Origin of the sequence: Pseudomonas quercus (assembly GCF_012033695.1) — a bacterium.
In the GTDB taxonomy this organism is placed as follows: domain Bacteria; phylum Pseudomonadota; class Gammaproteobacteria; order Pseudomonadales; family Pseudomonadaceae; genus Aquipseudomonas; species Aquipseudomonas quercus.
Genome location: NZ_JAAVJI010000005.1, coordinates 90977 through 103711, shown reverse-complemented (window position 1 = coordinate 103711; position 12735 = coordinate 90977). Strand labels below are relative to the sequence as shown.

The following is a 12735-nucleotide window of genomic DNA, read 5'->3' as shown; positions in this document are numbered from 1 at the left end:
ATGCCCCATACCCTGCCTGCCTTGCCCTATGACTACAAAGCACTAGAGCCGCACATCGATGCGCAAACGATGGAAATCCACCATACCAAGCACCATCAAACCTACGTCAATAACCTCAATGCAGCCTTGGAAGGCACCGAGTACGCCGAGTGGCCTATCGAAAAGTTGATGGCCAGTCATGCCAGCCTGGATGAGAAGCTCAAAGGCCCTGTTGCCAATAACGGCGGTGGGCATGCCAACCATTCACTGTTCTGGAAAGTCATGGCGCCGGGTGGGGGCGGCCAGCCCACCGGCAGCGTGAGCGACGCCATTGAAAAAGACGTGGGAGGCTTTGACGCGTTCAAGGACGCCTTCACCAAAGCAGCCCTGAGCCGGTTTGGGAGTGGCTGGGCATGGCTGAGTGTAACGCCTGAGAAAAAGCTGGTGGTTGAAAGCACCGCTAATCAGGACAGCCCCCTGATGAAGGGCAACACGCCCATCCTTGGCCTGGACGTGTGGGAGCATGCATATTACCTGAAGTACCAGAACCGCAGGCCCGAGTACATTGGTGCGTTCTTCAATGTGATCAATTGGGCTGAAGTGCAGAAACGCTACGATGCAGCGCTACAGGCTGCCTGACAGGCTATCGCTGCGACCGGCATATCGACCCGATGAGGCGCCGGTTGCCGGTCGCAGACTTGTGCGTTACTCGCCCTCGTCGAACTTGCCATTGATTAGTACTACCAAGGCATCCAATGCTTCTTGAGACTGGTCGCCTTCGGTACTCAAATGGATTTGTGTACCTTTCCCAGCGGCCAGCATCATTACTGCCATGATGCTTTTGCCATCTACCAGGCTGCTTTCGCTACGGCCTACCCGAACCTGGCAAGGGAAACGCCCGGCCACGCCTACGAATTTGGCAGCAGCACGCGCATGTAGGCCCAACTTGTTGATGATGGTGATATCGAGTGCGGGCATTGCGTAGGAAATCCTTGAATTCAGGGAAGGTCTCGGTGACGTACCTGAACGTTTCTGAGGGTGCCCTGCAATAGCTTGCCAAGGCGTTCGGTCAGATAGACCGAGCGATGGTGCCCTCCTGTGCAACCAATGGCAACCGTAACGTAAGCCCGGTTGCTGGCTGCAAAACGGGGAAGCCATTTCAGGAGGTACTGGGAGATATCCTGGAACATGTCTTCGACATCCGGCTGCGCTGCCAAGTAATCGATAACAGGCTGCTCCAGCCCTGAATGCTCTCGCAGTTCAGGCTTCCAGTAAGGGTTGGGGAGGCAGCGGACGTCGAACACCAGGTCTGCGTCCGTAGGCATGCCGCGTTTGAAGCCAAAGGACTCCAGTAAAAATGCCGTGCCTGCTTCCGGCTTCTCCAGCAACCTGAGCTTGAGGGTATCCCGCAGTTGATACAGGTTCAGGTGAGTAGTGTTTATCTTGAGGTCGGCCAAGTCCGCAATAGGGCTTAGCAAGTCGCTTTCCACGCCTATGGCTTCCGCCAGCGAGCGGTCGGCGCTGGTCAGTGGGTGACGACGACGGGTCTCGGAGAAGCGCTTGAGGAGTGTGTCCTCGTCAGCATCCAGAAACAGTACGTCACATTGGATGTGCTTATGGCGGACCTCTTCGAGCAACTGCGGGAAGCGCGAAAGGTGACTGGGCAGGTTACGCGCATCGATGGATACCGCTACCAATGGCTCAGCCAATTCGTTGTGGATCAGTGCACGGTCTGCCAGTTCTGGCAGAAGCCCGGCCGGCAGGTTGTCTATGCAATAGAAACCGTTGTCTTCCAGTACATCAAGGGCGGTGCTCTTGCCGGAGCCTGAACGACCGCTCACGATGACCAGGCGCATGGTCAGGCGCCAGCCTGCGCTTTGAGTACAACCTGGTACAGCGCGTTGCTGTCCTGGGCAGAGCGCAATTGCTCGCGTACGTCCTTGCGGTCGAGCATGCTTGCAATCTGACGGAGCAGTTCAAGGTGCGCGTCGGTAGCCGCCTCGGGTACCAGCAGCACAAAGATGAGGTCTACGGGTGCGCCATCGATGGCGTCGAAGTCCACAGGTGCCTGCAGGTGCAGAAGCGCGCTCATGGGCTGATCGCAGTTAGCCAGGCGGCAATGGGGGATGGCGATTCCGTTTCCGAAACCGGTTGAGCCCAACCGTTCACGAGCGAGGAGGGCATCGAATATCACCTGCTGGCTGACCTGAGGCAGGTCTGCGTGAATCAGCCTTGAAATCTCTTCAAGAACACGTTTTTTACTGCCGCCCGGCACGTTCACGAGGGAACGGCCGGGGGTCAGGATATTGTCTATTCGAATCATTGGGGGGTCAGCGAGCGGCCGCACCTTGCAGGTGGCTCTGCTGTTTTTCCTTATGCTTGAGCAATTGCCGGTCGAGTTTATCAGTCATGAGGTCAATAGCGGCGTACATATCGTCATGTTCCGCTTGAGCAACGATTTCCCCACAGTTTGGCACCCGGAGGGTGGCCTCCACACGCTGCTTCTGTTTTTCTACTTCCATGATCACCTGCACGTTGGTGATCTTGTCATAGTGCCGTTGAAGCTTGGCGAGTTTTTCGGTGGTGTAGTTACGCATGGCGTCGGTCACATCCAGCTGATGCCCACTGATGTTGACTTGCATACTGCTTCTCCTTATTGCCAGTGCATAAAGAGGCAGGCGAGGCACCTGCCACTGAAACGCTGGTGGCATCCCGGTAACGCAACATTGGCGTGCGTGCTGTAGCGCCAGTGACAGCAGGCGTTCCCGGGTGAGGCTTACATCAACCGCTTGCGTTCGCTCGAGGGCGCGATCCCTAGGGACTCGCGGTACTTGGCGACAGTGCGGCGTGCGACCTGAATGCCTTGTGCCTCCAGTAAACCAGCGATCTTGCTGTCACTCAATGGCTTTTTCTGGTTTTCCGCTGCCACCAGTTTCTTAATGATCGCCCGAATGGCTGTGGACGAGCATTCACCGCCCTCAGACGTGCTCACATGGCTTGAGAAAAAGTATTTCAACTCGTATATGCCGCGGGGCGTATGCATGTATTTCTGGGTAGTTACCCTGGAAATGGTGGACTCATGCATACCCACCGCCTCAGCGATGTCGTGCAGCACCAGCGGCTTCATGGCCTCATCGCCGTATTCGAGGAAACCACGCTGGTGTTCGACGATTTGGGTCGCCACTTTCATCAGCGTCTCATTGCGGCTTTGCAGGCTCTTGATGAACCAGCGCGCTTCCTGCAGTTGATTGCGCATGAACGTGTTATCGGCGCTGCTATCGGCGCGGCGAACGAAGCCTGCGTATTGCGGGTTTACACGCAGGCGTGGCATCGACTCCTGATTCAGCTCTACCAGCCAGCGCTCGCTGTCCTTGCGTACGATCACGTCAGGCACCACGTATTCGGGCTCACTGGATTCTATCTGCGAACCAGGGCGAGGGTTGAGGCTCTGCACCAGCTCTATAACCTGGCGAAGCTCATCCTCCTTGAGCTTCATCTTGCGCATCAGCTGGCTGTAGTCGCGCGCGCCCAGGAGCTCGATGTAGTCCGCCACCAAGCGTTGAGCCTCGGCCAGCCAAGGCGTCTTTGCAGGAAACTGCCTTAGCTGAAGCGCCAGGCATTCACTGAGTGTGCGCGCCCCAATGCCGGCTGGCTCGAACTGCTGAATGCGGTGGAGCACGGCTTCCACTTCGTCGAGTTCGATATCCAGTTCCGGATCGAACGCCTCACAGACCTCTTCCAGGCTTTCTTCAAGGTAGCCCTGGTTATTGATGCAATCGATCAGCGTGACTGCTATCAGCCTGTCGTTGTCCGACATGGGCGCCAGGTTGAGCTGCCACAGCAGATGGCTCTGCAGGCTTTCGCCTACTGATGTACGGGTTGTAAAGTCGTACTCGTCGTCATCGCCGCCTGGCAGGCTGCTGGTGCTGGTCTGGTAAATATCTTCCCAAGCCGTATCCACGGGAAGCTCGTCAGGAATGCGTTCACTCCAATCCCCTTCTTCGCTGCTTTCCGAAGTGCTGGAAGTTTCCTGGAACGTGGTTTCCTGAAAGGTAGGCTCCTGGGCTTCGACAGGTCCGGACTGCTCGGCTTTGTCAGCGAGCGGGTCATTGTTGTCGAAGTCGTCGCCTTCTTCCTGGCGTTCGAGCATTGGATTGGACTCCAGCGCTTCCTGAATCTCCTGCTGGAGGTCCAGGGTTGAGAGCTGGAGAAGGCGGATGGCCTGTTGCAACTGCGGTGTCATCGTCAGTTGCTGGCCCATCTTAAGGACAAGCGATGGTTTCATGGTGTGAGCTTGACACCCTGGTTGCCGGCGCGAGGCGCCATCCACAACGGGCGCCCCAGAGAGGCGCCTGAATTTAAGCAAATTATATGCCTGAAACCAGGGTGTTTGCCTAGAGGTCTTTACATTAAGACAAGGCCTACAGCCGGAACTCGTGCCCCAGGTACACTTCCTTCACCAGGTCATTGGCAAGAATAGTTGCTGAATCGCCCTCTGCAATCAACTGGCCATCGTTCACGATGTAAGCGATTTCGCAGATGTCCAGGGTTTCTCGAACGTTGTGATCGGTGATCAGCACGCCGATGCCCTTGGCCTTGAGGTGATGAATGATCTGCTTGATATCACCTACGGAGATGGGGTCGACCCCGGCAAAGGGTTCGTCCAGCAGGATGAATTTGGGCGCCGTAGCCAGTGCACGTGCGATCTCTACCCGGCGGCGCTCGCCCCCGGACAGGCTCATGCCCAGGTTATCCCGGATGTGCGTGATGTGGAATTCCTGCAGCAGGCCTTCCAGGGCCTGGCGACGACCAGCAGCGTCCAGGTCCTTGCGGGTTTCCAGGATGGCCATGATGTTGTCAGCCACGGACAGCTTGCGGAAAATGGACGCTTCCTGGGGCAGGTAGCCGATTCCCGCCTTGGCACGACCATGCATCGGCTGGTGGCTGACATCCAGGTCGTCGATCAGTACGCGGCCCTGGTCGGCCTGTACAAGGCCAACAATCATGTAGAAACATGTGGTTTTGCCAGCCCCGTTAGGCCCCAGCAGGCCAACGATCTGCCCGCTTTCGATGGAAAGGCTCACATCCCTTACCACTTGGCGGCTTTTGTAGCTCTTGGCCAGATGCTGGGCCTTCAACGTCGCCATTACTGGGCCTTCTGCGGCTGATCGGTTTTCTTCTTGGGCTGAATCACCATGTCGATGCGTGGGCGCGGTGCAGTGACCTTGCTACCCGTCGCGCGGCCGGCGTTCACAACCTGGCGTACCGTGTCGTAGACGATCTTCTCGCCTTCGGACGTATTGCCATCGTTGATGACCTTCGCCTTGTCGATCAGCACGATACGGTTCTGGGAGGCAAAGTACTGGATGGTGACGCCATAGGCCTGGACGATCGGCTTGTCCACGGCAGGCTTCTGCTCGTAGTACGCCAGGTTGCCCACAGCCGTGAATACGTCCACGTCGCCACTGGGCGTACGTGTAACGGTCACCTTGTTGCCCGTGATCTTCATGGAGCCCTGGGTGATGATTACGCCGCCGGTATAGACGGCCACGCCTTGCTTGTCATCAAGCTGAGCATCATCGGACTGGATATGAATGGGTTGGTCCCGATCATTGGGCAGCGCCAAGGCGTTCACGCTTCCCAGTGCCGCGCCCAGGCCAAGCAGAAAGGGGAGGGTTTTAACGAGCCTCATACTGTCCTCTTACAGTGGACAGCAAGTGGATCTTGCTGTCATTCAGATACGCCTTCATTCCCTTGGCAGTCGTGACGCCACCGGCGCCGTCGATTCTAACGTCTTGATCAGTTTCCGCATATTGCTTCTGCGGGAAGACCATGGCTCGGGAGGTGGTAATGACGGTAGCGCGATTTTGCTGGTCTGTCCGGTTGAGCCGAACCGCATCGATGAGTTCGACCTGGGTGCCGTCTGGATTCACCTCGGCACGTTCACTGACCACGTGCCAGGGGAACGTAGTGCCCCGGTAGATATCCATCACCGGCTTGGTCACATGCGTGATTTCACTGGCCTTGAGGTGTTCGACGCGATCAGCCGTCATTTCATACTGCATTTTGCCGTCTGGCAGGTACTGCACCGTGTGGGCGTTGACCGCGTAGTAATCGATGGTTGCAGCGTCCACGCTGGCTTTTGGGTTGTCCAGGAAGCGCTCTGGGCTGACGTTCCAGTACCCCACGGCAACCAGCAGCGCCACCAGTGAAACGGCAATGGCAAGCGTAAGCAACTTTCGGTTTGGCATGAGCAACCTACAGGTAATGATTCAATGCGGCGTCCAGGTTGCCTTGGGCGCGCAGAATGAGTTCGCAGTATTCCCGGGCGGCGCCTTCACCACCACGCGCCTGGGTAACGCCATGGGCGTGCTTGCGCACGAAGTCTGCGGCATTGGCCACTGCCATGCCCAGCCCTACGCGACGCATGACGGGGAGGTCTGGCAGGTCGTCCCCCAAGTGAGCGACTTGGTCGAGGGAAAGGCCAAGCTGCGCTACAAGCCCCTCAAGTACGGCCAACTTGTCTTCCCGGCCCTGAAACACGTGGGGTATGCCCAGGTTCCGGGCTCGACGTTCAGTGGCAACACTGTTGCGGCCACTGATAATGGCCGTGGCTACGCCAGAGGCCATGAGCATTTTGATACCTTGGCCATCAAGCGTATTGAACGCCTTCATCTCACTGCCGTCTTCAAGAAAGTAAAGGCGGCCGTCAGTGAGTACGCCATCAACGTCGAAGACAGCCAGTTTGATGCGGCTTGCGCGCTCGAGCAGGGTCCGCTCCATTACACGACCCCCGCACGGAGAAAATCATGCATGTTGACTGCGCCCACAGGATGGTTGCGTTCGTCTATCACCACCAATGCACCTATTTTGTAGTCTTCCATGATTTTGAGCGCCTGGGCCGCCAGCATGTCTGCCGTTACGGATTTTCCGTGGGCTGTCATCACCTGCTCGATGGGCGTGGCACGAACATCCAGGTCGCGGTCCAGGGTGCGGCGCAAATCGCCGTCGGTGAATACACCCGCCAGGCGCCCATCCTCCTCGACCACCACGGTCATGCCCAGGCCTTTCCTGGACATTTCCAGCAAGGCCTCCTTGAGTGGAGTGCCTCGCCTTACGGTAGGCAAGGCCCGGCCACTGTGCATCAACTGTTCAACCCGAAGCAGCAGGCGACGGCCCAATGCGCCTCCTGGGTGGGAGAAGGCGAAATCCTCAGCAGTGAAGCCACGTGCTTCCAGCAGCGCCACCGCCAGGGCATCGCCCATCACCAGTGCCGCCGTGGTCGACGAGGTGGGCGCCAGGTTCAGTGGGCAGGCTTCGTGCTCCACTCGGGCATCCAGATGCACTTCAGAGGCCCTGGCCAGCGTGGATTCCGAGTTGCCCGTCAGGCTGATAAGCCCGATGCCAAGGCGCTTGATCAGGGGCAGAAGCGTAAGAATTTCGGCGGTAGTGCCAGAGTTCGACAAGGCCAGCACGATGTCGTTGGGCGTAATCATGCCCATGTCCCCGTGGCTGGCTTCGGCCGGGTGCACGAAAAAGGCAGGCGTGCCGGTGCTGGCCAGCGTAGCGGCAATCTTGCGAGCAATGTGCCCCGACTTACCCATTCCCATGACCACGACCCGGCCGCTGCTGCCAAGAATCATCTCGCAAGCCTGCACGAAATCGGCATTTATATGCTCAAGCAGGCCTTCCACTGCCTTGATTTCAAGGTCGATGGTACGGCGCGCCGATTGGATAAGGTCGCGGGTGCTATTCATGCCGGGATGGTCGGTCTCAAGAAAGGGCCGAGATTATATCTGGAATGCCCGAGCTGCGCACGGGGCGGCAAACGCGAGCGATCAAGAGGGGCCCACACGCGATCGCGCCGCCGGCCGAGCCACCTTTGAACCTGTGCGGGCCACTAATGGGATCACGCGCTGTCACAGTCCAGTGGCGATGGTATAGTGCGCCGCGCTTCGACCCTGCCGATTTGTGCCCCAGCGTCTGGCCTGCACGTCTTACCGCAGTATCGCATCGTAAGGAGAACGAATGACTGTCGAACACGCCTACGCGGTCGAGCTGAAGGGCGTCACCTTCAAGCGCGGTGCGCGCAGCATTTTCGAGAATGTGGATATCCGCATTCCACGTGGCAAGGTGACCGGTATCATGGGGCCATCCGGCTCCGGCAAAACGACCTTGCTACGGCTGATGGGGGCGCAACTGCGCCCGACTACAGGCGAAGTGTGGGTCAATGGGCAGAACCTGCCAGCCCTTTCACGCAGTGATCTGTTCGATGCGCGCAAGCACATGGGCGTGCTGTTTCAAAGTGGGGCGCTATTTACCGACCTTGATGTCTTCGAGAATGTCGCCTTCCCTTTGCGGGTTCATACCGACCTGCCAGAGGAAATGATTCGCGACATCGTATTGATGAAACTGCAGGCCGTAGGGTTGCGCGGGGCCATCGCACTGATGCCCGATGAGCTGTCCGGCGGTATGAAGCGGCGAGTAGCCTTGGCACGCGCCATTGCCATGGACCCTCGGATCCTCATGTACGATGAGCCGTTCGTAGGGCAGGACCCAATTGCCATGGGCGTGCTGGTGCGCCTGATTCGCCTGCTCAACGACGCGCTTGGTATCACGAGTATCGTGGTGTCCCATGACCTGGCCGAGACGGCCAGCATCGCAGACTACCTGTATGTAGTGGGCGACAGGCAGGTGTTGGGTCATGGCACGCCTGCCGAGCTCATGGCCTCGGACAACCCACGTATCCGCCAATTCATGAAGGGCGAGCCCGATGGGCCGGTGCCTTTCCACTTTTCCGCGCCAGCTTTGGCCGACGACTTTCTGGAGAGTCGCTGATGCGTCGCAGGTCCTTGATAGAGCGGGTACGGCAATTGGGCCGGGCTGCTATCGATATCGTCGCCGGGTTTGGGCGCGCCACGTTGTTCCTGGGGCACGCCGTGTTCAGCCGGAATGGGATATCAGGTGGTTTTTCCCTGCTGGTGCGCCAGCTGTACTCGGTGGGTGTGCTGTCGCTGGCCATTATCTTGGTGTCGGGCGTATTCATTGGCGGTGTGCTGTCCCTTCAAGGGTTCAGCATCCTGGCTAAATACGGATCGGAACAGGCCGTCGGGCAGATGATTGCCCTTACGCTGCTGCGCGAACTCGGGCCTGTGGTAACGGCGCTGCTGTTCGCAGGGCGCGCCGGTTCAGCACTGGCGGCGGAAATAGGCAACATGAAGGCCACCGAACAGCTGTCCAGCCTGGAAATGATCGGCGTAGACCCGCTCAAGTACATCATCGCGCCCCGCCTGTGGGCCGGCTTCATCTCGCTGCCTATTTTGGCTGCGCTGTTCAGCGTGGTGGGCATCTGGGGCGGGTCGTGGGTGGCGGTGGACTGGCTGGGTGTGTACGAAGGTTCGTTCTGGGCAAACATGCAGAACAGCGTGAGCTTTTCCGAAGACGTGCTCAACGGCGTGATCAAAAGCGTCGTGTTCGCCTTCGTGGTGACCTGGGTGGCGGTTTATCAAGGGTATGACTGCGATCCCACCTCCGAAGGCATCAGCCGTGCAACCACACGTACTGTTGTTTACGCCTCATTGGCTGTACTGGGGCTCGATTTCATTCTGACCGCTTTGATGTTTGGAGATTTCTGATGCAAAACCGCACCCTGGAAGTTGGTGTCGGCCTGTTTCTCCTGGCCGGGATCCTTGCCCTGCTGCTGCTCGCTCTGCGAGTCAGTGGGCTATCGCCTGGCACTGCCCATGACACGTACAAGGTTTACGCTTTTTTTGACAATATCGCCGGGCTCACGGTCAGAGCAAAGGTGACCATGGCCGGTGTGACCATTGGTAAGGTCACGGCCATCGACCTCGACCATGACACCTTTACCGGTCGGGTAACGCTTCAAATAGACAAGAGCGTCGACAACCTGCCGGTAGACTCTACCGCTTCCATCCTCACCGCGGGCCTGTTGGGCGAGAAATACATCGGGGTCAGCGTAGGGGGCGAGAGCGCTGTGCTCAAGGATGGGCAGACCATTCATGACACGCAATCTTCGCTGGTGCTCGAAGACCTGATCGGCAAATTCCTGCTCAATAATGTGAGCAAAGAGGCGAAATAAGGAGTTTCAATGTTAGCTATCCTGCGTCAAGCCCTGGTCGCCATGCTGCTGGCAGTGCCCCTGCTGGCCAGCGCGGCCCCGGCAACTCCGGCTTATAGCCTGATCAAAGGCACCACGGATCAGTTGCTGTCCGACCTGAGCGCCAACCGTGAAAACTACCGTCAGAACCCTCAGGCATTCTATGACGCGCTCAACCGTATCGTAGGCCCTGTGGTAGATGCCGATGGCATTTCTCGCAGCATCATGACGGTCAAGTATTCACGCAGGGCGACGCCTGAGCAGATGCAGCGTTTCCAGGAAAACTTCCGTCGCAGCCTGTTCCAGTTCTATGGGAATGCCTTGCTGGAATACAACAACCAGGGCATCACCGTAGATGCACCCAAAGATGAAAGCGGCGACCGCACATCCGTCGGGATGCAGGTCAAGGGTAACAACGGTGCCGTGTACCCGGTTTCCTATACCTTGGAAAAGGTAAATGGTGACTGGAAGGTGCGTAACGTGATCGTGAACGGCATCAACATTGGCAAGCTGTTCCGTGACCAGTTCTCCGATGCCATGCAGCGTAATGGCAACAACCTGGACAAGACCATCGATGGCTGGGCAGGTGAAGTTGCCAAGGCCAAGGATGCGGCTGGCAGCCAGCCATTGCAGGGGCAGCCGTGAGCCTGGGGTCGATCGAGGTGGCTGGCGGTGAACTTCACCTGTCCGGCGTGCTGGACTACCGCACAGGCGCACGTTTGCGCGAGCAAGGTGCAAAGCTCATAGGGCAGCTACCCGCTGCCCAGGTGATCGTCGATTGTTCAGCCATCCAGAGTGCCAACAGTGTAGGGATCTCCTTGCTGTTGGCCTTGAGCCGGGACGCCAAGAAGGCCGGAAAGGCTTTTGGTATACGTGCCTTGCCCCAGGAGCTAAGCCAGATTGCCGAAGTCTGCGGCGTTGCCGGTTTGCTAAGCCGCGCTTGAGCCAAGGGCTTTTGCTGCACCATGCCCTGAAATGAAACAAGCCCGTTCGCGCTGCTACCCTCGCAGCCAACGGGCTTTTTTTGTATGATGGCCGACCCGCGCGCACAGGGCGCCGATCGAGGTTAAGCATGCAGGCCTTAGAAGTTAAACGCTTTCTTGAAGAGCAGCTGCCACAGGTTCAGGTAGAAGTCGAAGGTGAAGGCTGCAACTTCCAACTGAACATCGTCAGCGACGAACTGGCCGCGCTCAGTCCGGTCAAGCGGCAGCAGCAGATCTATACGCACCTGAACCCATGGATCGCCGATGGCAGCATCCATGCCGTGACCATGAAATTTTTCACCCGCGCAGCCTGGGCTGAGCGTACCTGAGCCACAGGCTTCGAGAGTGTTATGGATAAACTGATTATTACCGGCGGCGCTCGCCTCGATGGCGAGATCCGCATCTCCGGCGCCAAGAACGCTGCTCTACCGATCCTCGCTGCGACCCTGCTCGCCGATGGCCCGGTCACCGTGGCGAACCTGCCGCACCTGCACGACATCACTACCATGATCGAGCTGTTCGGGCGCATGGGCATCGAGCCTGTGATCAACGAAAAGCTGGCGGTCGAAATCGACCCGCGTACCATCAAAACGCTGGTTGCACCCTACGAGCTGGTGAAAACCATGCGCGCGTCCATTCTGGTGCTCGGCCCCATGGTTGCCCGTTTCGGCGAGGCGGAAGTGGCATTGCCTGGTGGGTGCGCCATCGGCTCCCGCCCTGTGGACCTCCACATCCGTGGCCTGGAAGCCATGGGCGCGACCATTGACGTGGAAGGCGGCTATATCAAGGCCAAGGCGCCGGAAGGCGGCTTGCGCGGGGCGAACTTCTTCTTCGACACCGTGAGCGTGACCGGCACCGAGAACATCATGATGGCCGCTGCCCTGGCCAAAGGCCGTACGGTCCTGCAGAACGCCGCCCGTGAACCGGAAGTGGTCGATCTGGCCAACTTCATCAATGCCATGGGCGGCAACGTGCAGGGCGCTGGCACGGACACCATTACCATCGAGGGCGTAGAGCGTCTTCATTCGGCGACCTACAAGGTGATGCCAGACCGTATCGAAACCGGCACCTACCTGGTAGCGGCGGCGGTAACAGGCGGGCGTGTGAAGCTCAAGGACACCGATCCCACCATCCTTGAAGCGGTGCTGGAAAAACTGCGTGAGGCGGGTGCTGAAGTCACGACCGGCGCAGACTGGATCGAACTGAACATGCACGGCAAACGGGCGCGTGCGGTCAACCTGCGCACAGCACCGTACCCGGCGTTCCCGACCGACATGCAGGCGCAGTTCATCTCGCTCAACTGTGTGGCCGAGGGTACAGGCGCGGTCATTGAAACGGTGTTCGAGAACCGTTTCATGCACGTATACGAGCTGCTGCGAATGGGGGCTCACATCCAGGTCGAAGGTAATACCGCGATCGTGACCGGTGTAGAAGGGCTCAAGGGCGCCCCTGTCATGGCCACCGACCTGCGTGCTTCTGCAAGCCTGGTGCTGGCTGCCTTGGTGGCTGAAGGTGACACCCTCATCGATCGTATCTACCACATCGACCGTGGTTACGAGTGCATCGAGGAAAAACTGCAAATGCTGGGCGCGAAGATTCGTCGCGTACCGGGTTAGGTTGCTTGGGGCCGGGTTAGCCCGGCCCATTTCTGAT

The 12735-nt window shown here is 58.4% G+C and carries 18 protein-coding genes; 8 read left to right on the top strand and 10 right to left on the bottom strand.

Annotated features, from left to right (window positions below; all coding sequences use genetic code 11):
* Positions 1-618 (top strand): superoxide dismutase, encoded by a 618-nt coding sequence (locus tag HBH25_RS10990; RefSeq protein WP_168083959.1) that lies wholly within the window; start codon positions 1-3, stop codon positions 616-618.
* A 66-nt stretch (positions 619-684) separates the two neighbouring features.
* Here HBH25_RS10990 and HBH25_RS10985 read toward each other — a convergent pair whose 3' ends face one another.
* The 10 genes from HBH25_RS10985 to HBH25_RS10940 form a co-directional block, all read right to left on the bottom strand.
* Positions 685-957 carry an HPr family phosphocarrier protein gene (locus HBH25_RS10985; RefSeq protein ID WP_168083958.1) on the bottom strand — a complete coding sequence of 91 codons (273 nt, stop codon included), beginning with the start codon at positions 955-957 and terminating at the stop codon, positions 685-687.
* A gap of 20 nt (positions 958-977) precedes the next feature.
* Positions 978-1835 (bottom strand): RNase adapter RapZ, encoded by an 858-nt coding sequence (gene rapZ / locus HBH25_RS10980; protein WP_168083957.1) that lies wholly within the window; start codon positions 1833-1835, stop codon positions 978-980.
* A 2-nt stretch (positions 1836-1837) separates the two neighbouring features.
* On the bottom strand, positions 1838-2302 hold the full coding sequence (gene ptsN / locus HBH25_RS10975; RefSeq protein ID WP_168083956.1) for a PTS IIA-like nitrogen regulatory protein PtsN: 465 nt from the start codon (positions 2300-2302) through the stop codon (positions 1838-1840).
* A gap of 7 nt (positions 2303-2309) precedes the next feature.
* Positions 2310-2621 carry a ribosome hibernation-promoting factor, HPF/YfiA family gene (hpf, locus tag HBH25_RS10970; RefSeq protein WP_168083955.1) on the bottom strand — a complete coding sequence of 104 codons (312 nt, stop codon included), beginning with the start codon at positions 2619-2621 and terminating at the stop codon, positions 2310-2312.
* Positions 2622-2755: 134 nt separating this feature from the next.
* On the bottom strand, positions 2756-4264 hold the full coding sequence (locus tag HBH25_RS10965; protein WP_168083954.1) for an RNA polymerase factor sigma-54: 1509 nt from the start codon (positions 4262-4264) through the stop codon (positions 2756-2758).
* A 136-nt stretch (positions 4265-4400) separates the two neighbouring features.
* Positions 4401-5126, bottom strand: coding sequence for an LPS export ABC transporter ATP-binding protein (gene lptB / locus HBH25_RS10960; protein ID WP_168083953.1), 726 nt, complete (start codon positions 5124-5126; stop codon positions 4401-4403).
* Positions 5126-5671 (bottom strand): lipopolysaccharide transport periplasmic protein LptA, encoded by a 546-nt coding sequence (lptA, locus tag HBH25_RS10955; RefSeq protein WP_168083952.1) that lies wholly within the window; start codon positions 5669-5671, stop codon positions 5126-5128. Before lptA ends, lptB begins: the two co-directional genes overlap by 1 nt.
* Complete coding sequence (gene lptC, locus HBH25_RS10950; protein WP_168083951.1) at positions 5658-6230, bottom strand: LPS export ABC transporter periplasmic protein LptC; 573 nt, start codon at positions 6228-6230, stop codon at positions 5658-5660. Before lptC ends, lptA begins: the two co-directional genes overlap by 14 nt.
* A 7-nt stretch (positions 6231-6237) precedes the next feature.
* Complete coding sequence (locus tag HBH25_RS10945) at positions 6238-6762, bottom strand: KdsC family phosphatase (RefSeq protein ID WP_168083950.1); 525 nt, start codon at positions 6760-6762, stop codon at positions 6238-6240.
* Complete coding sequence (locus HBH25_RS10940) at positions 6762-7736, bottom strand: KpsF/GutQ family sugar-phosphate isomerase (protein ID WP_168083949.1); 975 nt, start codon at positions 7734-7736, stop codon at positions 6762-6764. The genes HBH25_RS10945 and HBH25_RS10940 overlap by 1 nt, the downstream gene beginning before the upstream one ends.
* Before the next feature lie 271 nt (positions 7737-8007).
* On the opposite strand from HBH25_RS10940, the gene HBH25_RS10935 reads away from it, so the two are divergent.
* The 7 genes from HBH25_RS10935 (at position 8008) to murA (ending at position 12698) form a co-directional block, all read left to right on the top strand.
* The gene (locus tag HBH25_RS10935) at positions 8008-8817 is read left to right on the top strand and encodes an ATP-binding cassette domain-containing protein (RefSeq protein WP_168083948.1); all 810 of its coding nucleotides are present in this window, start codon (positions 8008-8010) and stop codon (positions 8815-8817) included.
* Positions 8817-9614, top strand: coding sequence for a lipid asymmetry maintenance ABC transporter permease subunit MlaE (gene mlaE, locus HBH25_RS10930; protein WP_168083947.1), 798 nt, complete (start codon positions 8817-8819; stop codon positions 9612-9614). Before HBH25_RS10935 ends, mlaE begins: the two co-directional genes overlap by 1 nt.
* Positions 9614-10081: an outer membrane lipid asymmetry maintenance protein MlaD gene (gene mlaD, locus HBH25_RS10925; RefSeq protein ID WP_168083946.1), complete on the top strand. Its 468-nt coding sequence runs from the start codon at positions 9614-9616 to the stop codon at positions 10079-10081. The genes mlaE and mlaD overlap by 1 nt, the downstream gene beginning before the upstream one ends.
* A gap of 9 nt (positions 10082-10090) precedes the next feature.
* Entirely contained in the window at positions 10091-10744 is a 654-nt protein-coding gene (locus tag HBH25_RS10920) for an MlaC/ttg2D family ABC transporter substrate-binding protein (protein ID WP_168083945.1), read from the top strand.
* Positions 10741-11043 (top strand): STAS domain-containing protein, encoded by a 303-nt coding sequence (locus HBH25_RS10915; RefSeq protein ID WP_168083944.1) that lies wholly within the window; start codon positions 10741-10743, stop codon positions 11041-11043. The genes HBH25_RS10920 and HBH25_RS10915 overlap by 4 nt, the downstream gene beginning before the upstream one ends.
* A 128-nt stretch (positions 11044-11171) precedes the next feature.
* Entirely contained in the window at positions 11172-11411 is a 240-nt protein-coding gene (locus HBH25_RS10910; protein ID WP_168083943.1) for a BolA family protein, read from the top strand.
* A gap of 21 nt (positions 11412-11432) precedes the next feature.
* Positions 11433-12698, top strand: coding sequence for a UDP-N-acetylglucosamine 1-carboxyvinyltransferase (gene murA, locus HBH25_RS10905; RefSeq protein ID WP_168083942.1), 1266 nt, complete (start codon positions 11433-11435; stop codon positions 12696-12698).
* Positions 12699-12735: the final 37 nt, after the last annotated feature.

What these genes read in the sequence shown, in the direction of transcription:
- HBH25_RS10990 (WP_168083959.1), top strand. Translation starts at nt 1, where the DNA reads ATGCCCCATACCCTGCCTGCCTTGCCCTATGACTACAAAGCACTAGAG.
- HBH25_RS10985 (WP_168083958.1), bottom strand. Translation starts at nt 957, where the DNA reads ATGCCCGCACTCGATATCACCATCATCAACAAGTTGGGCCTACATGCG.
- rapZ (WP_168083957.1), bottom strand. Translation starts at nt 1,835, where the DNA reads ATGCGCCTGGTCATCGTGAGCGGTCGTTCAGGCTCCGGCAAGAGCACC.
- ptsN (WP_168083956.1), bottom strand. Translation starts at nt 2,302, where the DNA reads ATGATTCGAATAGACAATATCCTGACCCCCGGCCGTTCCCTCGTGAAC.
- hpf (WP_168083955.1), bottom strand. Translation starts at nt 2,621, where the DNA reads ATGCAAGTCAACATCAGTGGGCATCAGCTGGATGTGACCGACGCCATG.
- HBH25_RS10965 (WP_168083954.1), bottom strand. Translation starts at nt 4,264, where the DNA reads ATGAAACCATCGCTTGTCCTTAAGATGGGCCAGCAACTGACGATGACA.
- lptB (WP_168083953.1), bottom strand. Translation starts at nt 5,126, where the DNA reads ATGGCGACGTTGAAGGCCCAGCATCTGGCCAAGAGCTACAAAAGCCGC.
- lptA (WP_168083952.1), bottom strand. Translation starts at nt 5,671, where the DNA reads ATGAGGCTCGTTAAAACCCTCCCCTTTCTGCTTGGCCTGGGCGCGGCA.
- lptC (WP_168083951.1), bottom strand. Translation starts at nt 6,230, where the DNA reads ATGCCAAACCGAAAGTTGCTTACGCTTGCCATTGCCGTTTCACTGGTG.
- HBH25_RS10945 (WP_168083950.1), bottom strand. Translation starts at nt 6,762, where the DNA reads ATGGAGCGGACCCTGCTCGAGCGCGCAAGCCGCATCAAACTGGCTGTC.
- HBH25_RS10940 (WP_168083949.1), bottom strand. Translation starts at nt 7,736, where the DNA reads ATGAATAGCACCCGCGACCTTATCCAATCGGCGCGCCGTACCATCGAC.
- HBH25_RS10935 (WP_168083948.1), top strand. Translation starts at nt 8,008, where the DNA reads ATGACTGTCGAACACGCCTACGCGGTCGAGCTGAAGGGCGTCACCTTC.
- mlaE (WP_168083947.1), top strand. Translation starts at nt 8,817, where the DNA reads ATGCGTCGCAGGTCCTTGATAGAGCGGGTACGGCAATTGGGCCGGGCT.
- mlaD (WP_168083946.1), top strand. Translation starts at nt 9,614, where the DNA reads ATGCAAAACCGCACCCTGGAAGTTGGTGTCGGCCTGTTTCTCCTGGCC.
- HBH25_RS10920 (WP_168083945.1), top strand. Translation starts at nt 10,091, where the DNA reads ATGTTAGCTATCCTGCGTCAAGCCCTGGTCGCCATGCTGCTGGCAGTG.
- HBH25_RS10910 (WP_168083943.1), top strand. Translation starts at nt 11,172, where the DNA reads ATGCAGGCCTTAGAAGTTAAACGCTTTCTTGAAGAGCAGCTGCCACAG.
- murA (WP_168083942.1), top strand. Translation starts at nt 11,433, where the DNA reads ATGGATAAACTGATTATTACCGGCGGCGCTCGCCTCGATGGCGAGATC.